Genomic DNA, 24,693 nt, shown 5'->3' with positions numbered 1-24,693 from the left:
ATGGATAAATCAGCAGCCAAAATACTCGTTATTTGCATGGGTAATATATGTCGCTCACCTACGGGTGAAGCGGTTCTAAAGTCAAAGGCACAGGAACTAGGTATCAATATAACCGTAGATTCAGCGGGAACCATAAGTTATCACGCAGGTAATCCGCCAGATCCTAGAACGGTTCAAGCTGGAGTTAGTAGAGATTATAATTTTTCCGGTATGCAATCGCGCCAAGTTACAATTAATGACTTTGAAGATTTTGATTATATTCTTGCTGCTGATAAAAGTAACTTAAGCGATTTAATAGCGCTATGCCCTTCTCACTTACAATATAAACTGTCTTTATTTTTATCTCATGGCGACTCTGATCATATTGAAGTGCCTGATCCCTATTACGGTGGTGAAAATGGTTTTGAATTAGTATTAGATTTAATAGAAGAAGCCAGTGTTAAGTTTTTAGAAAAGATTAGTAATGGCTAGCTGAATATTAACAATAACTGCAAACGAACCTAAGTTAGCGCTTGCCATCACCACATTATTAGTTGGCTTATGGATCATAAAAGGTCTTACTAAGGTTTTAAAAGTATCAATGGAGCGATCTAAAGTAGATCCTACATTAATTCCTTTTATGAGCAGCTTAGTATCATGGATGCTCAAAGTGCTATTGTTTATTTCTGTTGCTTCTATGATAGGTATCGCAACAACTTCTTTCGTAGCTGCATTAGGTGCAGCAGGTTTAGCAATTGGTTTAGCACTACAAGGTAGTTTAGCTAACTTTGCTGGCTATGATATTCAAGCTATACAAAGTAGGTGATTTAATTGAATCTCAAGGCCACTTAGGTGTCGTTAAAGAAGTACAAATATTTAATACCATTTTACTGTCGCCACAATCTAAGCGAATAATAAATAGCGTGAGAATTTTAATACTCACGCACCTCCCTTTCAAATTTCAAATAAAATGACTCTCATCCTAGAAAAATTATCTAAACTGCAATTAATTATTTAAAGTGAGAACCTGTTTCTTAATGCTTTAATTATGACTTTATTAGCCACTAAAAAACCGAGATAATAAGCTATTAATACCGAAAATACACATTAGGTGAAAAAGTGAAAAAAATATCAAAGTTAATAGGAATATGTGCTAGCTTATTGCTATCGTCAAATACAATGGCATGGGGCCAAAATGGTCATAGAGTTGTTGCGCAAATCGCTTTTAATCACTTAACACCTGATACTCAACAAGCAATATTACCTTTATTAGAAGGTAAAAAATTAGCTGAAGTTTCAACTTGGCCAGATGAAATGCGCTCAAATCCTACTGATTTTTGGCAAAAACAGTCAACACCTTGGCATTATATCAATATGAGTAAAGCGTCTGAGTTTAAACCTGCTAGCTATGAAATCCCAGAAACTAAAAACGATATTAAAGACGCTTACGCATTAATGATAAAAGCAACAGATGTTTTAAATGACTCAAAAGCTTCAATTGAAGATAAGCAGTTTTACTTTAAGTTTTTGGTACACGTTGTCGGTGATATTCATCAACCTATGCATGTAGGTCGTAGTGAAGATTGGGGTGGAAATAAAGTTAAGGTTAAGTTTTTTGGAAAAGAGAGCAACTTACATAGCTTGTGGGATACTTTAATGGTTGAAAACCAAAAGCTATCTTTCACTGAGTTTACAACTTTCATTGATACTAATGATTCAAAAATCATCGCTAAATACCTAAATAGCCAACCGAAAGATTGGGTGATTGAATCTTTTTATGAAGCAGAAAAGCTATACAACGTAGGTAATGCAGACTTTAAATATAATTATGTTTATGAACAAAACCCGTTAATGAAACAAAGGTTAACCCAAGGTGGCATCAGATTAGCCGGTTTACTAAATGGCATATTTGATAAATCAGCTAAACCTTTAGTTAATGCATTGAAGAAGTAACTAATTTAATCAAACTAACTAAGCAACAATCATTATTCTAGCGTTGCTTAGTTGGGTATCCCCTTAACTTGCTTTTCAATTAACAGCAATTCTAGCCTCATTATTAAATCTCAAACTGTTCAATCAAATAATAAATTTGATATTCTATAAATAAAACCTATTCTTAAATTTATGATTAAAACCAAGGATTGGTTATGTATAAATCACAAAATTTAAGAAAAAACAGAACGTCAACCCCTTTTCATTATTACTCAGTAACGACTGTGTCTCATCAACGTAAAGCAATTTTCAACTCAATTGAAGTTTCTCAGATAATAACAAACAATATGAATAAACTAGATAATGAACAGGCCTCTAAAACCATTTGCTTTGTATTAATACCAGATCATATTCATTGGCTATTTCAATTGCAGGATAAATTACCATTGTTCAGAACCATTCAATATTTTAAAGGGCGATGTGCACGAGAAATTAAGATAATAAACCCTGATGTTCATAATATTTGGCAGAAAGGTTATTTTGAACACTGTGTTCGTGATGAAAAGGATTTAATCAAACAAGCCAGATACATCGTCGCTAATCCGTTACGCGCAGGGTTAGTTAAAAAAATTGGAGATTATCCATATTGGAATTGCATCAATTTGTGATTAAAGAGTCTCAAACAATAAAATGGGATTTATTCGATATTATTTAAAACTTAAAACATGCGCGACTAAAGTCGAGCCTACGTCGATCGTTATTTAGGACTAGTCACAGCCAACAAAAAAGGCTCCAAAGAGCCTTTTATATTTCAATAAATATCAATTAAATATTTATTAGAAAGTATAACGCATACCTAGTTTAATACGCCAAGTTGATTCGCTTTGGTTAAACGTATCGTAGTTATTTGTATCTAAACCATATGCTTCAGTTAAGATATATTGACCATCATCGTTAATCGTTGCGCCAATTACTGCATTGTTACCGTAGCCCATAGTATGAACTTGGCCCCAATCGCTGTTTAGTAAGTTAGCTAAGTTATCAACTGTGAAGTATGCCATACCTTTTTGATCGCCTTGGAAACCTTTAAATTCTTGTGTAACGTTTAAATCTAATGTTGTTACCCAAGGCTGTGTTTCAGAGTACTTGTCAGCATAACCGCCAGCTTCGCCATTAATACCTGCTTCGTCGTAAAGCGCCATTAACTCATCATATGTATAAGTACTGTTGTCCCAATCAACTGCAGAATCATCAGGACCGGTTGGGATATATGGTAAGTAAGTTTGAGACTTAGACATACCGTATTGATCGCCAAAGCTAGTATCGCCGTGTGTATCCATAGTAGCTGAGTAAGGACGACCAGAACGACGCTCGAAAAATAAATCGATGTTAGTATTGTAACCATCAACAAACTGAGCTGTATAACCTAAGTTTAAAACAAAACGATGTGCTACTTCATAGTAAGCTGTGCCTACTTGTGATTCATTTTTATTTACGCCAACATTATATTGGTAGTTTGACTCTGCTTGTGAGCTTGTACCAGGATTCGCTTCTGTAATATCTTGATGTGTGTATGACATATTCATACGAACACCGTTATCCCAGATTTTTTGTAAGCTAGTCGTGAAGATTAAGCTACGGCCGCCATCATCCATGTTTGTCATCATGATATCTGAATTACCTTCTTGATCAGTGCCTTCATAAACACTGTCATAAATAATTCTGCCACCATCAGCAGTTGTTTTGCCATTGTCGATACGTGATACATCTTCCCAAACTGTTGCATCTTGACGATCAACATAGTTCATTTCAACAGTTAGTTTAAAGTCTTCGCCAACTTTAGGGATGTCTAGTGTCCAATCTAAGCCTAACTGGTAACGCCAATCTGAGCTGATTTTGTAGTTAGGATCTAAGAACGTAGTAGAGCCCGCACCTTGTTGCAATGAATCTTGTGCAACATCTGGTACATCATGGAAATCGATACTTGAAGGATCGTTTTTACCATTTACAATAACTTGTTGCTCTGCAGCTTGTGTTGCTGATACGTAAGTTACACCATCTGTCGGTACTGCCCAAATATTTGGTTTACCACCTGAGAATTTACCAATACCACCACGTACTATCATGTCATCGTTTAAGTAGTACTTAAAACCAACACGTGGTAATAAAATATCTAAACCATCAGTTGTTGCAGTATTGCTCATACCATAAGTTTCGTTAAAGCTATCATTTTCAGACGCAGAAGTATCTGCACCTAAACGCTCATAACGCACACCAAAAGTCACATCTAAATCAGAATCAACAGTCCACGTATCTTCAATATATAACGCAAGTGTTGAACTTTCGTATGTGTAAGACGCATCATCGGTATCATTTGTATATGCATTTGAGTAAGAAAAACTTGAAATATTACCAGATGCAAAATCTTCTAAACTATCAAATTCCCATACACCCATAGATTCTTTTGAGAACAAGTTATATAAATCTAGTGCTTCAAAGCTCGCACCAAACTTAATATCATGGTCGTCCATTAAGTAGTTAGCACCAAACTTGTAGCTCCATGTTTTTGTAGAGCTAGTGTTACCTTGACGGTAAACATCTTGACCTGCGTTAATAGTACCGCTGTCAGTACGAACACTTACTTGACCAAAATCAGAGTTAGTTTCTGATTCACGGTAAGAATCTTTATATGCAATGCTTACTTCAGTTGAGAAATCATCATTCCAATCTGAATATAAGTGAACTGCGTAGTTATCTAGTGAAGTCGTATCAATATAACCATGAGAACCCATATTTAAGCTATTGCTGTAATCATTGGTATTTTTATCTTCAGCAGTGCTTTGGTATTGGTAAGTGAAGTCAGCACGATGGCTATCGTTAATATTCCAATCTAATTTTACTAAAAACTTGTCATCACTTTCTTCTGGATCGCCGCTATTTACGCCATCTTGAATGCCGTAAACATCGTCCATAATAGTAACAAACTCGTTATATTCTGCTTCAGTTACTTTACTTGGGCTACCTTCATCAATACCAAAAGCAACAGGTGTTACTTTATTGAATTTTTCAGCTGAGAAGAAAAAGAATAACTCATCTTTAATTAATGGACCACCAACTGTGAAACCTGTTGTTTTTTGCTCGCCAACATTAAAGTTATTGCTACTAGGATTATCTGACTTAGAATCTTTTGGCTCACCGGCCATGTCTTCGCTCATCATTTCAAAGAATGTTGAACCTTTAAATTCATTAGTACCAGACTTAGTTACTACATTAACTGTACCGCCAGAAAAGCCCCCTACAGATGAAGAAAATGGAGAGCTATCAACTGCAATCTGATCTACCGCATCTAAAGAGATAGGTGAACGGTTAGATGGGTAACCGCTTTCGTTAAGACCAAAATCATCATTTTGACCGATACCATCTACTGTAATTGAGTTAAATTTAGGGTTTGAACCACCAAAGCTTAAACCACCTTCTTCATCAACAACCGCCATTGGGTTATTACGAACAATATCTTTTAAATCACGGTTAAATGCAGGAGCTCGTGCTATGTCTTCTTGACCAAATGAAGATGCAGCACCGCTTGAATCAAAACCAATAGCAGAGCCAGTTACTTGAATTGTTTCCATGCTGCTTTTAGCTGAAAGTTGAAAACTTAAGCGCTTAGTATCACCAAGTTGAATGCTAATGCCTTCTTCTACAGTATCTTGATACTGATCAGAATTAACAACGATAGTGTAAGGACCACCTACACGTAAACCTTTAACACTGAATAGACCAACTTCGTTCGTTTGCACTTCACGAATGGTACCTGAAGGTTGGTGAATAATAGTGATTTTTGTATTTAAAGCGGGTTGGCCATTAGGGCCTACGATTTTACCACGCATGCCAGATGAAGTTTCAGCAGCTGATGCTACACCACTCATACCTAAACATGCGGCAACTGCCAATGTAACTGCTGTTTTTTGCAATCGAGTTTTCATTTTGTTTCCCATTTAACATGATTTTTCAGTAAAATTACTGGTTTCGGTTATCAATTTTTTAATGTGAGCTTACAACTGTTATTGAAATTTATAATTTCAATATGATGGGCACTTATTGAATTGTTTTTATTTTTAGAAATGAGTGGCAATCAGCAAGAATCTTTTAAATTTAAGTTATGTCATTTTTTGAGTTATCTCACTTAATAGTCTGGAATAAATTAGCGATAGTTATTTATTAATGCGCTTATTTTATTCATCACCTATTAGATTAACTGAAAATTTTGTGGGGTAATTATACTAATATGGTTAAAATAAGTTCCGCCTAAATTGTTTTCCTTTGTCACAACCAGTTATCAGCGAATTACACTTACGTACAGATAGTTAAATTTAGAGGTGCGTAAAACAGTAATTAAACCTATGATTTACAAAACAAGAATAGGAACAAGTCAAAAGCAATAAATAGGAGGGTAAAAACAATAAGAGCGTTATTTTTATACGTAAATATATAAAGTAATATCTATATAACAAAAAGTAAGGTTATTTATGCAGTTATAAATTAGCCTTTATTAGGGATCAAATATCCCTACAGTTTATGATTTATAATCAATAAGTTAACCTTCTAAGCTACAAAATATAAATTTTACAACTACAACTATAACTTCTCTTTAAAGCCTTCTTTGTAGCGTCTTGAAAGGTTTAAAACCTTGCCATTGATGAGTTTTATCTCGCTATCTCCACTACTGAGCGGTGTAATAGAGTCAACATAATCTAAGTTAACAGCGTGTGATCTATGAATTCGACTAAACCCTTTATCAGATATTCGATCGATTAAACTCGTTAATGTTGCACGAATTGGATAAATGCGACCTTTAATATGCAAATTTACATAATTGCCAGCAGATTCAAGCCATTCAACATCATCAATTTTAATAATAAATTCTTTACCTAGTTTTTTAACCAATAAACGATCAATATTATGTGCCTCAGTCGGACTTTCAGTTTCCTCTTCACTTTGCGCTATAGGGTTTGCCTCGCCTTGTAATCTACTGATAATGAAGTTGTAACCCTGAATAAATATAAGGAAGAAAATAAAACTCCAAAGATCTTTTCGGTATTCATAAAATAATTCAAACCAAATATCACCAAAGTCATAATTACCTGACATTAAAAAATATACAAGCTCCCTCATGCCTACCATTAACAACACATGAGATAACGAAAACACCACAGACGCTAAAAAATAGTAAAATAAAGACTGCTTTAAGGTCAGCCAACTTAAAGGCACTTGCTTTAATAAATAAACAATCGCAGGAAATAACAACAACGCACTTAAAGCGCTAGAGTATTCCCATACAAAAGGTTCCCATAATTGAAATGGTAAAACGCTATAATTTCGCTGCCCTTCCATAATCACAGACGTTGCCAGTAAAGTACTATTAATTAAAAAAAAGCAAACTAAAAAACCAATTTCATATTTAAATTTGTATTTTTGAAAGTGTTGTAATTTATTCATTTTCATCTCATATCAAAAAAGGTCGTAGTTTCCATCCCACTATACCACCACTTATCCCTATCCATTGTTTTTAAAGCCATTTAACTAGTGTAAAAATAATTTATTTTGAAATGATAACCTTATTAATTATATATAGGACTTTAATTATTATGTCATTAAAGATAAACAATTTATCATGGATTAGCAGTTTATTCATACCTGATAAAAAGGATATGCCAGAGCGTAGACACGATCTAGATTGGCTTCGTATTGCTGTATTTACTTTACTCATTTTATTTCATTCGGGTATGTTTTATACAGCAAATTGGGGGTGGCATGTTAAAAGCAATTACCAATCACAAACGCTTGAAAGTATCATGTTACTGGTTGAACCATGGCGTATGGCTGTACTTTGGTTAATTGCTGGTATCTCAATAAAATTTATTATGGCTAAAGTATCTATTTGGCGCTTTATTAGTATCAGGAGTTTTCGCCTATTATTACCCCTGCTATTTGGCATTTTAGTAATAGTGCCACCTCAACTGTATATTGAAATGACACATAATGGCGATCTCAATATGAATTACTGGCAATTCTTAACTGAATTTTTTGCGACCAATAGTAATGTTTTTGAAAAGTATCAATCTGGTATTTGGCCACATATAGATGTTAACCACTTATGGTTTATTCGGGCATTATGGCAATACTCTTTAATCATTTTATGTCTATTACCTTTATTAAACTCCAAATTCGTCAATCATGGAATTAATTGGCTTTTTAATCAAAATACAGCAGTTGTAATTTTCATCGCTACTTTGCCGCTTTTTATTATCCAAGTGAATTGGGATTTAGATACAGTTCGCTACCCTATTGGTTTTACTTTGATGCTTTATGGTTATTTGATTGGTTGGCATAAAGTTTTTTGGCTAAAGATAACAAACAACTTAAAACCATTAATTTATGTATTCATAACTTGTTATGTAATCGTAATTATTTTTTATAATGGCGTTTGGATCGATATTATCAAAGGCGGTCAAACATCTGATGAATGGCTGATTATGTTAGGTTTATTCAATTACAGCTTATTGAGAGTGATAGGTGCATTCATGGTATTTTCTATTGCATATAAGTACTTTAACCTTCCTTCCAAAAAATTAAGTTATTTAAATGATGCTGTTTATCCATTTTATATTCTGCACCAATCACTCATTGTTGTATTTGGCTATCAACTATCACAATTTAATTTAGGACCAATTATAGAGCCTTTAATACTAATTGTATTAACGATTGCGGGCTGTTTGATTGGCTTTGAAGTGATCCGAAGAACAGATATTTTAAGACCTTTATTTGGCCTTAAGGTAAATAACAATTATCGATTGGAAATACAAAAAATGGGTTATACATTATCAAGTTTATTCATATTCATTATTGGATTAGAAATTCTAATTTAAACTTCATTACTGATAAATGGATTAGCAGATAGCCCGATTATAGAAATATAATGTTATATATATAAAGTTACCTTATGTTGCAATAATAGGGATTGTTACAGAATATAGGGACATCCAATGCTTGCAATACTCTTCAATCAAGGAATGTAAAATGATAAAAAAAACAATATTATTTTCTGCAGTTGCTATCGTAATAGCAGGCTGTAACAATACTTCACAGCAAGTAAATACACCTATAATTCAAAACCAAAGCCAATTTGAACAATACTCTGCCGAAACCTTTTTTGATACTACAAGCATCATGGGTAGTTCTTTTTCTCAAGATGGTAAACGTATCTTAGTCAGTTCAGATGAAACAGGTATTTTTAATTTATATTCAATAGATACAAATACAGGCTTAAAAACTCAGCTAACTGAATCAAGTGATACAACATATCCTGTACGTTACTTTCCTAATGATGAACGTATTTTATTAACACGAGATCAAGGCGGCAATGAGCTATTCCACCTTTATGTACGTGATGAAAATGGCACTATTACCGATTTAACGCCTGGTGATAAAGTTCGCGCTAGATTCAGTGGTTTTAGTGATGATAATAAATCATTTTATATCTCAACCAATGAACGTGACGCTAAATTCATGGATTTATACCGTTACGATGCAAAAAATTACAAACGCACACTCATATACCAAAATAATACAGGCTTAAACGTTCAAAGTATAAATTCTGAAGGTAACCTTTTAACATTAGGAAAATCTAATTCAAACAAAGATAGCGATATATTTTTACTTGATTTAACAGAAAAAAATGCAAAACCACAGTTAATTTCAAATTTTAAACAAGATGCTCAAATCACTGCCAACACCTTCTCAAAAGACGGTGCTTACCTATATTACACAACAAATGGCAAAGGAGAATTTAGTCAAGTCTGGCGATATAACCTCAAAAACAGCCAACATAGTGAATATATAAAAGAATCGGCCGCAAGCGACCGAGTTTCAAAAGAGTCCTAACTGACTTTCGAGCTCTTCTTTTTTATCCAATTCAACCAATTGGTTTTGCACATATTTACGAATAGTATCTTCCGTTGCATTTCCAATTGTTTCAACAAAATAACTCTGAGTCCAAAGCTTCCCTCCCCAGAAATAACGCCTTTTAATATCTGGGTATAATTTGAAGAATTCTCTGGCTGAAATAGTTTTTATCACCTGCATGATCTGGCTTGGTGACATTTTTGGCTCACTTCTTACGACCATATGAATATGGTCTTCCGGTATTTCTAACTCGACTATATCAATGTCGTAATCGTAACCAATTTTTTGGATTATTGTTTTCATCGCCTCACGATAAGGCTCCGAAAAGACTTTACGCCGATACTTAGGTATCCACACAAAGTGGTACATTAATCTAAAAACATGATGCGAATTTCTTTGAATTTCCATGTATTGGATACTACAGACTGAGGCAAGCTCAGTCTACACTATCCAGCACGGGGGCAAGCCCCCGAGATTTTCGCTACGCTCTGTTAAAGGATGATTGGGATATTAACTTTATATACTTCTCTAAATCAGGCAAATACAGAGTTAAAGTAGTAAATGAAGATTCTAGTGCAAAAGTAACTGTTATAGATACACAAACCAATCAAGATCTAAGTTTACCGTCATTACCTGCAGGCAGCCTAAGCCGTGTTAATTTTTCAGATGATGAATCTCGTATGTCATTTTACTTAAATTCAGATACATCACCTAACAATTTATATGTCTGGCCTATTGGTAGTAAAAATGTAAAAAAATTGACATCATCTCTAAGTCCAGCCATTAATCCTAATAACTTAGTAGAAAGTACTATTGCTCGCTTTAAGAGCTTTGATGGCTTAGAAGTACCAGGTGTACTTTATAAACCGAAACAAGCCAGTAGTGTTAATAAAGTACCAGCCATTGTTTTTGTTCATGGTGGTCCAGGTGGACAAAGTCGAACAGGCTATAGTGCAATGAAGCAACATTTGGTCAATCAAGGGTATGCTATTTTTGCTGTTAACAATCGCGGTAGCTCAGGTTACGGAAAAACCTTTAATCATCTTGATGATAAAAACATGGTGAAGACGATCTACAAGACATTGTTTGGAGTAAAAAGTACTTACAAGGACTTGAGTGGATAGACGGTGAAAGAATTGGCATCATGGGTGGTAGTTATGGTGGTTACATGACTGCAGCAGCACTTGCATTTGAACCTGAAGAATTTAAAGTCGGAGTTAATATTTTTGGTGTGACTAATTGGGTCAGAACACTAACTTCAATTCCACCTTGGTGGGAAAGCTTTAAAAAGTCACTGTATGATGAGATGGGCGATCCAGCAACAGATGGCGACCGTCATCGTCGTATTTCTCCGTTGTTTCATGCTAAAAACATCACAAAGCCATTAATGGTTGTGCAAGGTGCTAACGATCCGCGAGTACTTCAAGTAGAAAGTGATGAATTAGTAGAGGCTGTTAAATCGAATAATGTACCTGTTGAATACGTATTATTTGATGATGAAGGTCATGGTTTTACTAAAAAGGTAAACCGAATAACTGCATCAAATGCTTATGTCACTTTTCTTAATAAGCACTTAAAATAGTTAAGCTATTTATCTAAAGCGTCATAGCAGGAACTATGACGCATTTTATTTACCAAATTAAAAATAACTAGTCCAATTAAATAAAGTAAACCACCTAGTACTAACTTATATTAACCTATCATTAACTGATATTTATTTGGTTTTATATTTTTCAAACCAAGCTAATGTATGCTCAATTTTAGTGATCATACGAGAAGGTTTACCAGCAATACCGTGTGGCGCACCTGGAACTTTCACCAATACAGTATCTATTTTACGTAATTTTAATGCTTGGTAATACTGTTCAGTTTGTGCCATTGGTGTACGTAAATCTTCTTCACCTGTCATTAATAATGTAGGTGTAGTGACATTACCCACTAACGACATAGGCGAACGCTGCCAATAATGTTCAACGTGATCCCAAGGCATACCAGGGAATTGCGTAGGAATTTGACCTAAACCACTGTCTGCAGTTAATACTTTGCTCAACCAGTTAATTACAGGTTTTACAACAGCTGCTGCTGCAAATCTATCAGTTAAACCAATTGCATAAGCTGTTGCGATACCACCAGCAGAACCACCAGCGATAAATAGGTTTTTATCATCTATAAAACCTAAATCTATCATCGCATCTACACCTGAGTTGTGATCTGCAAAGTCTTCTTTTGAGCTGTATTTGTATTTAAGTAACATCGCAAAACGCTCACCATATGAGCTACTACCACGATGATTATCATAAAATACAACATAACCTTGTGCTGCAAAACGCTGAAGTTCAGCTGTAAAATGCGGACCGTAAGCTAAATGTGGACCACCATGTATCTCTAAAATTAAAGGATATTTTTTTGTAGGATCAAAATCTGGTGGCGTAATGTACCAACCTTGAATTTGCTCACCATCAAATGACGATTTGTAGTTAATTTCATGCATTTTCCCTAACTTTTTATGCGCTAATAAATCTTCATTCAGGCTAGTTAACTGTTTAACTTTACCGCGTGTAGTTACCATAGCAACATCAGCTGGGCGTTCTGCAGAGCCCGTTGTAAATACAATTTTACCTGATGAATTCGCGTCAAATTCACCACTAATATATGGTCGACCTAAAGTAGTACCTGTTACCGTATCTGTTAAATCTTTGATTTTACCTTTTGTCGTAATCGTCGCTATTTTGCGTTTACCAAAATCATCGTAACTAAAAGCAAGTGATGAAGAAGAAATCCACTTTGGTGATCTTATTGAACGATCAAAATCAGCAGCTAATGGCGTTACTTTTTTAGAACCCCAATTTAAAATGTTTAATTTTGCATTACGATAAGGGTTTAGCTCATTAGAACCTGAAAGAAACGCTAAGCTTTTACCATTTTCAGAAAAAGTAGGGCTATATTCTTTACCTGGAGTAGAAGTTAACTGAGTAATTTCGCCAGTATTGATTGCTACCGAAAATAAATCACCTTCCAGTCTTTTATATTCCCAATCACTGATGCGATTAGCTGAAAAAACAATATTTTGGTTGTCTTTAGTCCAAGCAAGCGTGCCTTTATGATGGTATTCACCACTGGTTACTTGGCGTGCTGTACCGCCATCAGCTGGTAATACAAAAATATGGTTATAGCCAGGCTTAATTAAACCACTGCCATCAGCTTGATAATACGCTTTATCAATGACAATGACTGGCTCAGCCCATTTAGCCCCTTTTGGCTTTTTAGGCATTTTTGTTAATTGAGTTTTTTTACCTTTGACTTTTTGGCTAAAGGCTAACCACCTGCCATCTGGCGACCAAGTTAAACTGCTCACGCTTGCCTGTACTTGACTCACCATAGCTGTTTTATTTTCAGCGATATAATGAACATGAATTTGTTTGCTACCGGTTTCATTGCTCACAAAAGCAATTTTTTTACCATCTGGTGACCAAGTTGGTTGTGAATATTGATTGCCATTAGAAAATAAAGGTGTTTGCTCACCTGATTTAACATCAACCAACCATAAATTTTTATTTTTATTGTCTGTCATAATGTTGTTTGAATTTCTGATATAAACAACTTTTTTACCATTTGGAGAAAGTTTAACGCTGCTTGCATATTCAAGGGCAAAAATATCTTCGGCTTCAAAAGTAGATGATGCAGATACCAATGCAGAACTTAGCATACTGCTAAGTAATACAGCACCTTTAAAGGCTTTTTTCATGTTTAGCTCCAAATAGAAAATAAGTTCATTTATTACATTACGTTAAACTATGCCTTTGTCATTATTGTTTCGCAAATATTATGCGTTTATAGGGTGGTTTTTTAAGGTAAAGCTTTAATTTATCTTATCAAAAAAGTTTACTTTGGAATTAATTTCAATATAGTGTCCCTGTTTTTTACACTTTACTTAAACAAGGATAATGTTTAATGAAATACGCAGTTCTTCCTGTTCTCTAGCTACGGGATTATTTTCTCAATCAGTTATTGCAAAAGATGCACCTTCTTTCACATTTGCTGAGGCATTTTATACCCAATCAGATTTTTGCTGAGGCATTTTATACCCAATCAGATTTCGACAGCGACTTTGATACTTCAGGGTTTGGTATCAAAGGTTCATATGAATTTGGTGAATACTTTTTTGTAGAAGCTAATTACACTCAATCATCTGGCGATATTAATAATTTTGATATCGATTATGATACATTTCAATATGGTCTAGGTGCTAAGTATGCTCTTGATAATGGGGTAACTGTATTTGCCTCATATAACTTAGGTGATTGGAAATTAGAAGAAGCAAATACTGGTGATGAATCTTTTGATGTCGATACATTTAAACTAGGCTTACGTTCTAATATAACAGATGCAATTGAACTTAATGCTGCGTACACAAATACCGATCCTGAAGAAGGTGACCGTGAATCAGGTTTTGTTTTAGGCGCTAATTATAAAGTAGCGGAAACTTGGTTTGTTACAGCTGGATATAGCCGTATAGCAGGTGATAGAGACGTTGATACGCTAAATATTGGTTTAAGAAAAACTTTTTAGCTATTTATGAGTAAAGGTACAAACTTTGTACCTTTACTCTTCTAATTATTCGATACGTCACCGCTAAACTCTATTTTAAAATAAGCTTAATTGTTCAGTGATATGGATAGTATCACCTACTTGAATATCAGCATCATTTAATACTTTACACGTTAAGCCAGCTTTAAAGTTATCATTTAATGCCACTGATAACCCAGGGTGAACCCAATCCATTTTATAGCAAGGTTCAGTTTCACCTGTAATCAATAATTGTAACTCACCTATATGTATCACTTTACCAACATGCTGGATATTAAACTGTATGCCACTAACAAGTAAGTTAGCTCTTCTTGCGGTCCAAGGTAACTTTATATTTAAAGTATCACACGCTTGTTGCCATTGTTCAAAAGATAAAAGTGTCACTTGCCGATTACCTTGTCTCCTGGGCAATCCAATATTAATACCTTTCTCTTTTGTCACTTTGGCAGAGTTTACTTCAAAAATTGGCCCACCTTTTAAGTTTTTATATCCTATTGCTCTTAGCTCTGCCATGTACTTCTCATAAGTTATCTATTTAACCAATAATACGTATAAACTTATCACCAAGTTTGCAAATAAACGAGAAACATTAAACTGATGTTCAATAAGTCATTTAGAATTAAAAAACTAGCATTAAAAATTATATTAACCTATGCTTTTTAGATAGTTACGGTAGCTTTCATTACGTTCAATTCGGCTTTTAAGCCAATTTTCATCATAATAACTATTTAAATAACGCTCTCCACTATCGCATAATAACGTCACAATAGAGCCTTTTTCGTTTGCTTTTTTCATACGTTCGGCAAGCTTTAAAACCCCCACAAAATTAGTCCCTGTAGAAGGACCCACTTTACGACCTAGCTGTTCACTCAGCCATAACATAGCTTCAATGCTTTTCGCGTCAGTTACCTTTAGCATTTCATCAATCACGCCAGAAATAAAAGAAGGCTCAACTCTAGGTCGCCCTATGCCTTCAATTTTACTTCCTTGTGTATTTTGTAAACCTGCATTACCCGTTTTGTAATAATCATAAAAAACTGAATGTTCTGGGTCGACAACTAATAATTTACTATCTTGACCTTGATAACGAATGTAACGACCTATCGTTGCTGATGTGCCGCCCGTACCAGGGCTCATTACTAACCAACTTGGTACTGGAAAACGCTCTTTCGACATCTGGCTAAAAATACGTTCAGCTATATTATTATTACCACGCCAATCGGTGGCTCTTTCAGCAAAAGTGAACTGATCCATATAATGGCCATTTAACTCTTTGGCTAACCTTTCTGACTCACTATAAATTTGTGTAGTGCAATCAACTAAGTGACATTCACCGCCATAAAATTCAATTTGTTTTATCTTTTCTTTCGCCGTACTGTTTGCCATTACAGCAATAAAGCGTAAACCTAATAATCGTGAAAAATACGCTTCAGATACCGCAGTTGAACCACTTGAAGATTCAATAACAGGTGTATTCTCATTGATCCAGCCGTTACATAATGCATATAAAAATAACGAACGGGCTAAACGGTGCTTTAAAGAACCGGTTGGATGGGTGCTTTCATCTTTAAAATAAATATCAATATCTTTAAAGTACGGTAAAGGTAATTGAATAAGATGCGTATCTGCTGAGCGTGTATAGTCAGCTTCTATTTGGGAAATCGCATATTTAGTCCAACTCGTATTCATATAAACTCCAAAGTTAATCTTACAGCTTGTGTATCAATATAAAATTTAGAAATAAAACAATACACTAATAATGAAATAAGTGATTGTATTAAATCAAACTAACGATTATGTAATTAATAACATTAAACATGATATCAAAACGACATAAAACAACTTTGTAATCACAGCTATAAAAATAAGGTATCTAAAAATGCGACTAATAAACAGGAACTGATTTGGTTTGTAGAAGATAAAGCAGAAAACAAACATTTACTCGACGAGAATTATGATATCGGTGATAACATCAATATCAGAGATTATCTCATTTAATACCGCTTCAGTTTGTGTGGCTTGTTGCACACTTTCAATGCCCTGCTCTTTACAGTTATTTACGACTGCAACAATATCAGACGTTTTTACTTGAAGCTCACTTATAATAGAGGTTATTTCAGCGGTTGAACTTTGCGTTCTCACAGCTAGCGGTCTAACTTCATCAGCTACAACAGTAAAGCCTCGTCCCTGCTCTCAGCCCTAGCGGCTTCAATTGAAACAAAAAGGAAAACAGCGACCAATACTAGCCGCTGAGCAAATTATCTACGTGTAGATTCTGAATAGACAATAGTCTGAGGTGTTAATTTCATAATACCTATTAACAGAATAATCCCCTGAATAATAAGCAAGTAAGCACCAGATACTGGCATAATAATAGCAACAATAATCCCTATTGCTATAAACCCCCAAGCTAAAGACAGTGGCGGCGTAAAACCTTCTTTAAGCGCTTTTTGTAACATTAAACCAAATAAAACCCAAAAGAATCCTGTTAATAAAAACCAGACTATGGCTTCTCGCTGGAATATCATTTGGCCATTTACAATAGTGCTAGCAAACCAATTATCTTGATGCATATCAACTAAGCTTTGCCAACCTAAAGCTAGACCAATTAAGTTGTGAATAATACCTGTAAAAACTAAGTAATAACCGGAGTATTTCATTGCTTTCATCTTCTTGTTCCTTAAGTTTATAAAAATTCAATGTTAACTTACTTGATGTTAGTTATTATCAATCTTGCAGTTATGGCATAAATACCTTTGATGCCATAGCCGATACCCTTAAAACCGTTTCCATTGACGGTTTGGGATGTATCTGCTGCATACCTAAAAAATTAGCATAAGCCATTAGCGCAATATCTTGTGCTTGATCTTTATCCATCCCAAGCTCTATATAACAATGCGCTAAATAGCTTTGCCTTTGTTGGTCTATTCTTTCTAAATGCTTTGCGATGGTTTTCTCTTTTAAAGCCCATGCACGGATATGCATTTCAGCTTCAATGTTATGACTCGCAATCACTTGGTCTAACTTTTTTAATCGTTCTAGAGGAGATGCTTGTGTATTGGCTTGTGTTATAAACTCTAGTGTCATTTCTTGATACCAATGCATCATTAAGGTTTCAATAAACTCAGAACGATTTTTAAAATGGTGGTAAAAAGAGCCTTTAGTGACGCCTTTTAAATCACACAAAGGGATTATTTTTAAAGAGTCTGGCCCCTTTTTAATTAATATATCTAAGGCAAATTCAAGCCAGTCTAACTGACTATTTTTAGTTTCTTTTTTCATATTCTATTGGCTTTAATTGCATTATTTATCACTGTACGCGCAATAATATAGTGAAAAGGTAAAATACTATTTACATAAATGCGTCCAATCAGTGTTTTTTGATTTACTAAAGTAGACACAATAACTTCGTCTGATTTTTTTAATACTGATATGTAAAACGTCATATGTTTATCTTCTGAATAAGAGATGATTTCACTCTCTGATTTTTCAGTGATTGTTAAAAAACCCGCTTTATCACCTACTTCTAATTCATCACTGGTTGGTTTTAAGTTATCTGCCCCTACTTTAAAACCAAATGATTTCACAATACAATTACGTAATCGCATTAAACTGCTAACCCAGTTTGGCATGTAAGCAAAAATGGCATGCTGCAATTGACTAGGTGAGAGTTCAGATTTTGTTATTGCAGCAGATAATGCATCACGAAAATAATGACTTTCAGCTTTACTGGCTAGATTATCGTTTACAGGCGCTTCGAGTGTGCGCACATTTGGGAATAAAAAATTCATCACAACTCCTACGAAAAAAACATACCATACAGCATGGTATGCATGTTAAGTTGGTTTTCATTATAGGTAAAGTGTTTTGTGTATTTTTTATGCTATTTAAAATGAGTTATCTAGTTACCATATCACTCTTTGAATTTGCGTATTTTTAAAAGCGCGCTTGGTTATTAAAAATCGCTCATCATCAGCTGCAGCAAACGAGTAAGATTTAAATGGCAGTTTAACTTCACTCACTTCACCAGATTTCAAACTCATACGATATATAGTTGATATGCCATCCGTACTATAAAAATAGTCTTTTCCTATTGCTAAATTGACTAAGCCAACATCAGGTATTTTTACTTTTTTTTCATAAGTACCATCAACTGACTTTAAACTATTCTCACTTAGATAAAACACATTACCTTGTTTATCCGATATCAGATTTTTACCGTTTGTTGACGAAATTAAGCTTTGTTTCCTCGTTAATAAATCAAATTCAAATATTTGACTGTTTTTATCATTAATTTCAGAAACAAAATGAAGCTCTTTCGTATAAACATTAATAAACTGAAGCTTTTTATTACGAACAAATAATAAATATTTTTGATCATTTGAAAGCCGTAAATTTTTGATAGTAGAACTAGAGTCTTTAAACTGACTTATTTGTTCAATTTGATCTTGGTTGCCTCGCCATATTTGACTTTGACCCGAACGCTGAGATACAAAATAAAGTGATTTAAGCTCATCTCGATTGACTGTTGGATGAAAATTACTCTTATCAGATTCGAAAACAATCGAATAACTAAGTGGCTCTAATGTAAATAAGTTTTCTACATTTAATATTTCATAATGCTGGGTATTACGTGTAGATAATAAGATTTTATTTGTATCTCCAACAGCCAAATAAAATGGTGTAATATCTTCAGGCAAAGTAATAATGTCAACTTGTTTAGACTCTATGTCAATGTGAAATAAATCATTGTTATCGGCAACTACAATCTTTTTATTATCTTTACTCCAATCAAGTGCAAAAGTGAGTTCAGCTTTGTTTAGTTCATGCAAAAAAATATTTTCTCTCGTTTGCAAGTTGATCAAATATACCTTAACTGGCGACTCTATTTCAGACCAAAGATACGCTAAATATTTACCATCATTTGATACTTTTAAATTCAAAGCACCATAATTTACATAGCTAGGAGGGACTATAATGTTATTTTTATTACGTGCAATATCGTATTGATATATTGCATTGCCGCCATAACCTTCATCTTGTTAACTAAAATATAAGAAATTACTATTTGGACCCAATTGCGCATATCCGTTCTTTCTCATATCACAAGGCTTTATAATTTTAGGTTCACTCAAATTAGGAAAGCTTGATACATCAGCCAAAGCATATTGGCACTCATTGCGACCTAAGTGCTTTAATTGTAATAATATTTTTTGGTGCATTGGCTGCCATGAAAGTACGCCAACGCCGTAGTCTTTATAAATGAGTTTTTCTTCTTTTTTATCTTTATTACGTTTAACAAAACTCGTCCATTTTCCTTGATAAATATTACTATAAGCAAAGTATTTTTGATCCGTGGATACTAGAGGGTTTCCTTCAGCCCCTAAATTCCAAGTAGCAGCCGTTATAGAAAATGACTTTGGTTGAACTTGCTTTATTTCAACGGAATTAATTTTCTTTGAATCTGATCCTTCACTGATAAATTTCACAAGTATAAAAACAACCAATATAGCTGCAATCCATTGTGATTTAATAAAGCTTAATAATGGTTTTATTTTTTGTTTTTTAATAACACTCTGGGTTTGATTTAAATCGCCATTAAAGTTTGATTCAATTGGCTCTGCTTTTTCACGACTTATATTTTTATCTATTATTTTTTGATTTTCACTTTGACTAACCATATCTTCAGATATGACCAAGTCACTTTTCTCTAAACTACTTTCTATTTGTTCATTGCGCTGTTTTACCTCAAAAACTTCAACTGTCAAACTGTAACCTTTTCGGTAATGCGTTTTGATTAATTGCGTTTTATATGTGGGGTGACTTAACTGTTTACGTAATTCAGAAACGGCACGATTTATTGCATTATCATCTACAAAACTTTGTTGCCAAACACACTCAATTAACTCCTGTCTTGTGACTATTCGGCTCCCTTGTTTTACCAAGTAGTTAAGTAGCTTGAATGACAGAGGATCTAGTTCGCGCTCAATACCCTTAGAATTAATTAAACATAAAGCAGGTTCAAAAACCCAAGGACCAAAGGAGTAGTTCACAATAACTCAATAATTGAAAGTAGTTTCCATAAAAGTAACGAAAATAGAAACAGATTAAAATATCCCTTATAAATTAGCAATTTAAGTTACAACCTTATCAAAAAAACTAACTTTATAAGGTTTCTATAATGATTAGCCATTAAAAACGTAAATCACTGTTATTTAATAACTATATTGAAATAACCCTTATTTATTAGTTAGAGTTTGATAAGGGACTTTAACTTAAAACATCATTAATCTTGTTTCCATCAACAGTAAGTGAACTCAATATTAAATATCATAAAAACAAAAGGGGCATGAAATGAAAAAAGAAAACACAAAATTCACAGCTTTAATTATCACTATATTTTTATGCTTATTTGCAATTAGTAACACTATAAAAGCAAGTGAATATATACAAAACACTTCAGTTGTAACAAAAGAAAACAGTAATTTAAAACTCGAAAAACCAGCTAGTGGCATACAACTAGAACTATGCATCAACCCATTTAATTTAGAGCTTTGTATTAAATTAGCTTAATTTTTAAATAAGAAATATATCCCATTATTCCAGTCGATTTTAATTTATAAAGGCTCCCTAAAATGAAGTTTTAGTGTTTTAAAGAAGATTTATTTATGGAAGCTTGTATCAAAGCACTGCTAACTAGCATAGGTCTCTTTATGGTGATTTTCAGCGCGAGTTAAATGCCTAAATTATTGCTATTACCTATAGGTCAAACATTAAAGCCACAAACGGCGACAATTTTAGACAACTCAATTTTGCTACAATATCTTTCTTTTATTGGCGGCACACTATTCATAATTACTCTAATATTAAATTTAGTCAGTTAACATTTTATTTCTTCTTATGAAGCACAGTGAGTTATTACAGTAATAAAAAAAGTCCTTAAAGCATTGCTGCAATAAGGACTTTGACAACACACGTTAGGTTATCAATTGATCACAGTATCTATTACATGGATCACACCATTAGATGTATAAATATCTGTTGTTGTAACATTGGTACCTTGCACTTGCAGTGATACTTGTTGCTGCTTCACAGTCCACCAAGCATCGTTTACACCTTGACCTTTCATATCACCTTTGGTGGTATCGCCAACATAAAAATAAAGTGGGCGGCCTAAATATGCAGCCTGCATTGTATTGTCATCACGGGTAATTGTTGAAAGTCCAGGAATGTTATCAACAGCACCATCTGTCACTAATACTGGTGGCCAGTTAGCGGCGCACGTATCATTACATGTACTACCTGAAGTCCCTAAGTCATTATCAAATACGTATACTGTAAAACCATCTGATTGTGAGTTCATGCCACCCACTAACATTTCAGATAAAGCATTGTATGCAACCTCATCAGATTCACTATTGGTCGTTTTAGTAAAATTAACTAAATCAACACTGACTTTATCACCTGAAAGTGTTTCAACCATGGCGCCATTTGCCGCATAAGCAGACAAAGCATTTACTTCAGCACCCACAACGTGTTTAAGTAAAACATTAGTTAATGCAGTGGTATCTGCTAATAACGCACTCAGTGCAGCACTATCAATTTTTGAAAATGCATTATTGGTTGGTGCAAATACAGTGAATGTACCAGCGTCATCATCAAGAGTAGATACAAGGTCGGCAGCTGTTAGTGCGGTTACTAAAGTAGAAAATTCTGGATTTGATACTGCAACATCAACAATACTCATTGAAGAGTCAACTTTTACACTAGGCGGTAAAATAACCTGGTCTACAACATGGATCACACCATTATCTGCCATAATATTAGCAGCTGAAACTGCTGATTTATTCACATATAATGTAGAATCAGTTAATGATAAACTTGCCTTTTGTGAATTGGTCATAGTAATCATTTTGTTATCTGATTGCGCGATAGTAACAGCTTGATCTTGCATAACTTTAGCGTCTGATACAACGTGGTAAAGCAATATATTACTCAGAGCTTCAGGATCAGCTAACAAGGCATTGATTGTATCTTCACCTAATAATGCAAAAGCCTCATCTGAAGGCGCAAATACTGTATATTGTGCATCTAAATTAGCTAATGTTTCGTTTAAACCGGTCGCAGTTAGCGCAGCAACTAAAGTATTAAAATTCCCTGCTTGCGTTGCTACATCAACAATACTCATTGCAGGCTCAGGCACTACAACATCAGCAACAACCACCATATCAATTACATGTATTACCCCATTGGTAGTGTAAAGATCTGACATCACAATTTTAGCACCGCCAAAGGTTAAACTATCTGTTTCACTATTAATGTTAATTGGGACCATCGCACCAGATAAAGTTGTCGCTTGCTTCCCATTCAAAGTGAAGGCTGCTGTTGAAGATACTGTTGTTTCTACAACATGCTGTAATAAGATATTTGAAAGCGTTTCAGTATCAGCTAATAGTGCAGCAATCGTATCAGCGCCTAAAAGATTAAAAGCCTCATCAGTTGGTGCAAACACTGTAAATTCTTTAGTTTCGTCTGCTAATGCACCGTCTAAACCAGCCGCTTGTAATGCTGTTACTAAGGTAGTGAAATTACCTGCATTAACTGCTGTTTCAACAATATTCATTGTTGGTTCGCCTTTATCTTTAGGCGGTAAAATAACAGCATCAATTACATGGATAATGCCATTATCTGTTTGTAAGTCGGTAGTAATAACTGTAGCAGTATTAACGAGTAAATTATCGCCATCGAGTGACAGCCCAACCATATCGCCATTGAACATTTCAACTGTATTACCAACACTGGCTAAAGCTGTTGCTGCGTCAACTTCACCACTAATAACATGATAAGTTAGGATATCTGATAATGTTTCGGTATCTGCAAGTAACCCATTAATTGTATCTTCGCCTAATAATTCAAAAGCATCATCTGTTGGCGCGAATACTGTAAACTTAGCATCTGGATCTGATAACGTCGCATCGAGTCCTGTTGCCTGTAGTGCTGTAACTAAGGTTGTAAAACTACCATTAGCAACTGCGGCATCGACTATTGTCGTTACAACTGGCTCAGGTAAGGTAACGGTTTCTTTTTTGTCATTATCATTGTCACTACAAGCTTGTAATAAAAATAAGCTTGTAATTAGAAGTATCATTTTTACGTTTTTCACTGGCCCATCCTCTAGTTATAAATTATTTAACGAACGATCAGGCATACGCTTTAAAAAAACATAAAGTTCATATTTTATGCGAAATAAAAAAATATTTTAAATGTGCAAACTTTATTTAACACAACATCGTATTTTTGAATTTTTTGTTTTTTTAGACTGAAAATGAAAAAAACATCACTTTTATTAGCGATTACGCTAGGGGTTACATCAGTAGGTACTTTTGCGGCTCAAACAAATAGTTGGTGGCGAACAGTTTCGGCTCAAGCATCTTCACCAACCCCTGCAGATCACAATCAGGTATGTGCTAAAGCAGAGTCTAAACTTAGAGCATCATATAGTGATGTAACAACAGTAAAATTAGCGCCGAGTTTTGACCAGTATAATAGTATTCTTTATTGTACTGCTAGAGGCCAAACTCAGCAGTAACAATAGATTAGCTTTAGTGTTGTGAGGCATTAAAGCTGTTATTTTTGATCGTACTATTAATTTATTTCGTAATGTAAAGTAATTATTAAAATAATACATATTATAGGTTACACAATGAAGTTACTTATTTGCTTAATTATCACTATCATTATCACTGGCTGTAGCACAGCTTTCCCAAATAAAAATGTCACAGGTTTAACACTCCCTGAAATGGCTGGTGAAACACTCACACAAAAAGAAGTTTCCTTACCTAGCATGTTCGCTACAAAAAATACCTTACTGTTAGTTGGTTACAAACAAAATTCACAATTTGATATTGATCGCTGGCTTATCGCGCTAGATATGACAAATACTGATGTAAAAGCTTATGAAATACCAGCTATTCAAGGCATGTTCCCACGTATGTTCAGCACAGTTATAAATGATGGCATGAGAGCTGGGATCCCAAAAGAGCTTTGGGGCGGTGTAGTCACTTTGTATGCTGATGGCGAAAAAATGCAAGCCTTCACAGGCAATGAAGGCGGTAACAACGCAAGAATTTTGTTGATTGATGAAACCGGTAAAGTTTTGTATTTTTATGATCGCGGCTTTTCAGTACAAGCGCTCAATGACTTGAGAGATATTCTTAAACAAAGTTAGTAATA

23 protein-coding genes and 3 pseudogenes are annotated in these 24,693 nt (G+C 34.4%); 13 read left to right on the top strand and 13 right to left on the bottom strand.

What is annotated here, in order from left to right; genetic code table 11:
* The 6 genes and pseudogenes from PSA_RS04955 (at position 1) to PSA_RS04940 (ending at position 2,579) form a co-directional block, all read left to right on the top strand.
* Positions 1 to 471, top strand: coding sequence for a low molecular weight protein-tyrosine-phosphatase (locus PSA_RS04955; RefSeq protein WP_042153213.1), 471 nt, complete (start codon positions 1 to 3; stop codon positions 469 to 471).
* A gap of 4 nt (positions 472 to 475) precedes the next feature.
* Positions 476 to 556: pseudogene (locus PSA_RS27055) on the top strand (hypothetical protein); the annotation flags it as partial.
* 24 nt (positions 557 to 580) lie between these two features.
* Complete coding sequence (locus PSA_RS26175; RefSeq protein ID WP_231665220.1) at positions 581 to 805, top strand: mechanosensitive ion channel domain-containing protein; 225 nt, start codon at positions 581 to 583, stop codon at positions 803 to 805.
* Complete coding sequence (locus PSA_RS27050; RefSeq protein WP_337590003.1) at positions 777 to 953, top strand: mechanosensitive ion channel domain-containing protein; 177 nt, start codon at positions 777 to 779, stop codon at positions 951 to 953. Before PSA_RS26175 ends, PSA_RS27050 begins: the two co-directional genes overlap by 29 nt.
* 205 nt (positions 954 to 1,158) lie before the next feature.
* Entirely contained in the window at positions 1,159 to 1,932 is a 774-nt protein-coding gene (locus tag PSA_RS04945) for a S1/P1 nuclease (RefSeq protein WP_082305628.1), read from the top strand.
* Positions 1,933 to 2,126: 194 nt separating this feature from the next.
* A complete protein-coding gene (locus tag PSA_RS04940) occupies positions 2,127 to 2,579 on the top strand; it encodes a transposase (protein ID WP_042153219.1) in 453 nt (150 codons plus the stop codon).
* 168 nt (positions 2,580 to 2,747) lie between these two features.
* Here the strand turns inward: PSA_RS04940 and PSA_RS04935 are convergent, their stop codons facing one another.
* Together PSA_RS04935 and PSA_RS04930 are read right to left on the bottom strand one after the other, a co-directional pair.
* Complete coding sequence (locus tag PSA_RS04935) at positions 2,748 to 5,894, bottom strand: TonB-dependent receptor (protein ID WP_042153221.1); 3,147 nt, start codon at positions 5,892 to 5,894, stop codon at positions 2,748 to 2,750.
* Positions 5,895 to 6,546: 652 nt separating this feature from the next.
* Positions 6,547 to 7,407 (bottom strand): LytTR family DNA-binding domain-containing protein, encoded by an 861-nt coding sequence (locus PSA_RS04930; protein ID WP_042153224.1) that lies wholly within the window; start codon positions 7,405 to 7,407, stop codon positions 6,547 to 6,549.
* A gap of 149 nt (positions 7,408 to 7,556) precedes the next feature.
* Here PSA_RS04930 and PSA_RS04925 point away from each other — a divergent pair, with 149 nt between their 5' ends.
* Together PSA_RS04925 and PSA_RS04920 are read left to right on the top strand one after the other, a co-directional pair.
* The gene (locus tag PSA_RS04925; protein WP_052380278.1) at positions 7,557 to 8,837 is read left to right on the top strand and encodes an acyltransferase family protein; all 1,281 of its coding nucleotides are present in this window, start codon (positions 7,557 to 7,559) and stop codon (positions 8,835 to 8,837) included.
* Positions 8,838 to 8,988: 151 nt separating this feature from the next.
* A complete protein-coding gene (locus tag PSA_RS04920) occupies positions 8,989 to 9,852 on the top strand; it encodes a PD40 domain-containing protein (RefSeq protein WP_052380279.1) in 864 nt (287 codons plus the stop codon).
* Here the strand turns inward: PSA_RS04920 and tnpA are convergent.
* The gene (gene tnpA / locus PSA_RS04915) at positions 9,838 to 10,281 is read right to left on the bottom strand and encodes an IS200/IS605 family transposase (protein ID WP_157575743.1); all 444 of its coding nucleotides are present in this window, start codon (positions 10,279 to 10,281) and stop codon (positions 9,838 to 9,840) included. The two genes, PSA_RS04920 and tnpA, sit on opposite strands and share 15 nt — an antisense overlap.
* An 83-nt stretch (positions 10,282 to 10,364) precedes the next feature.
* Here tnpA and PSA_RS04910 point away from each other — a divergent pair.
* Positions 10,365 to 11,455 (top strand): annotated as a pseudogene (locus PSA_RS04910) (alpha/beta hydrolase family protein); the annotation flags it as partial.
* A gap of 132 nt (positions 11,456 to 11,587) precedes the next feature.
* Here the strand turns inward: PSA_RS04910 and PSA_RS04905 are convergent.
* Positions 11,588 to 13,579, bottom strand: a complete 1,992-nt coding sequence (locus PSA_RS04905) for a S9 family peptidase (RefSeq protein WP_231665313.1) — start codon at positions 13,577 to 13,579, stop codon at positions 11,588 to 11,590.
* A 311-nt stretch (positions 13,580 to 13,890) separates the two neighbouring features.
* Between PSA_RS04905 and PSA_RS04900 the strand changes: the two genes are divergently transcribed.
* Positions 13,891 to 14,442: a porin gene (locus PSA_RS04900; RefSeq protein ID WP_042152233.1), complete on the top strand. Its 552-nt coding sequence runs from the start codon at positions 13,891 to 13,893 to the stop codon at positions 14,440 to 14,442.
* A 75-nt stretch (positions 14,443 to 14,517) separates the two neighbouring features.
* On the opposite strand, the gene PSA_RS04895 is transcribed toward PSA_RS04900, so the two are convergent.
* The 8 genes and pseudogenes from PSA_RS04895 to PSA_RS04860 all read right to left on the bottom strand — a co-directional run bounded on the left by PSA_RS04895 (position 14,518) and on the right by PSA_RS04860 (position 20,513).
* Entirely contained in the window at positions 14,518 to 14,973 is a 456-nt protein-coding gene (locus tag PSA_RS04895; RefSeq protein ID WP_042152235.1) for an MOSC domain-containing protein, read from the bottom strand.
* Positions 14,974 to 15,105: 132 nt separating this feature from the next.
* Positions 15,106 to 16,149 carry a PLP-dependent cysteine synthase family protein gene (locus tag PSA_RS04890; protein WP_042152237.1) on the bottom strand — a complete coding sequence of 348 codons (1,044 nt, stop codon included), beginning with the start codon at positions 16,147 to 16,149 and terminating at the stop codon, positions 15,106 to 15,108.
* A gap of 249 nt (positions 16,150 to 16,398) precedes the next feature.
* Positions 16,399 to 16,641: pseudogene (locus PSA_RS26780) on the bottom strand (methyl-accepting chemotaxis protein); the annotation flags it as partial.
* A gap of 77 nt (positions 16,642 to 16,718) precedes the next feature.
* Positions 16,719 to 17,129 carry a DUF6463 family protein gene (locus tag PSA_RS04880; RefSeq protein ID WP_042152242.1) on the bottom strand — a complete coding sequence of 137 codons (411 nt, stop codon included), beginning with the start codon at positions 17,127 to 17,129 and terminating at the stop codon, positions 16,719 to 16,721.
* A gap of 70 nt (positions 17,130 to 17,199) precedes the next feature.
* Positions 17,200 to 17,742: a TetR/AcrR family transcriptional regulator gene (locus PSA_RS04875; protein ID WP_042152245.1), complete on the bottom strand. Its 543-nt coding sequence runs from the start codon at positions 17,740 to 17,742 to the stop codon at positions 17,200 to 17,202.
* A complete protein-coding gene (locus PSA_RS04870; RefSeq protein WP_042152248.1) occupies positions 17,739 to 18,251 on the bottom strand; it encodes a DUF2867 domain-containing protein in 513 nt (170 codons plus the stop codon). Before PSA_RS04870 ends, PSA_RS04875 begins: the two co-directional genes overlap by 4 nt.
* A gap of 114 nt (positions 18,252 to 18,365) precedes the next feature.
* Positions 18,366 to 19,403 carry a PD40 domain-containing protein gene (locus tag PSA_RS04865; protein WP_042152250.1) on the bottom strand — a complete coding sequence of 346 codons (1,038 nt, stop codon included), beginning with the start codon at positions 19,401 to 19,403 and terminating at the stop codon, positions 18,366 to 18,368.
* A gap of 99 nt (positions 19,404 to 19,502) precedes the next feature.
* Entirely contained in the window at positions 19,503 to 20,513 is a 1,011-nt protein-coding gene (locus tag PSA_RS04860; protein ID WP_042152253.1) for a winged helix-turn-helix domain-containing protein, read from the bottom strand.
* Between the two features lie 301 nt (positions 20,514 to 20,814).
* On the opposite strand from PSA_RS04860, the gene PSA_RS04855 reads away from it, so the two are divergent.
* Positions 20,815 to 21,033 (top strand): hypothetical protein, encoded by a 219-nt coding sequence (locus tag PSA_RS04855; RefSeq protein WP_042152255.1) that lies wholly within the window; start codon positions 20,815 to 20,817, stop codon positions 21,031 to 21,033.
* Positions 21,034 to 21,445: 412 nt separating this feature from the next.
* Here PSA_RS04855 and PSA_RS04850 read toward each other — a convergent pair whose 3' ends face one another.
* Positions 21,446 to 23,608: a fasciclin domain-containing protein gene (locus PSA_RS04850; RefSeq protein ID WP_042152333.1), complete on the bottom strand. Its 2,163-nt coding sequence runs from the start codon at positions 23,606 to 23,608 to the stop codon at positions 21,446 to 21,448.
* Positions 23,609 to 23,785: 177 nt separating this feature from the next.
* Between PSA_RS04850 and PSA_RS04845 the strand changes: the two genes are divergently transcribed.
* Both PSA_RS04845 and PSA_RS04840 read left to right on the top strand, forming a co-directional pair.
* Positions 23,786 to 24,049 (top strand): hypothetical protein, encoded by a 264-nt coding sequence (locus PSA_RS04845; protein ID WP_042152258.1) that lies wholly within the window; start codon positions 23,786 to 23,788, stop codon positions 24,047 to 24,049.
* Positions 24,050 to 24,163: 114 nt separating this feature from the next.
* Positions 24,164 to 24,688: a hypothetical protein gene (locus tag PSA_RS04840; protein WP_042152261.1), complete on the top strand. Its 525-nt coding sequence runs from the start codon at positions 24,164 to 24,166 to the stop codon at positions 24,686 to 24,688.
* Positions 24,689 to 24,693: the final 5 nt, after the last annotated feature.

Source organism: Pseudoalteromonas sp. '520P1 No. 423' (assembly GCF_001269985.1).
In the GTDB taxonomy this organism is placed as follows: domain Bacteria; phylum Pseudomonadota; class Gammaproteobacteria; order Enterobacterales; family Alteromonadaceae; genus Pseudoalteromonas.
Note: the sequence above shows the minus strand (reverse complement) of the source record. Positions and strands in the feature narration are given on the sequence as shown.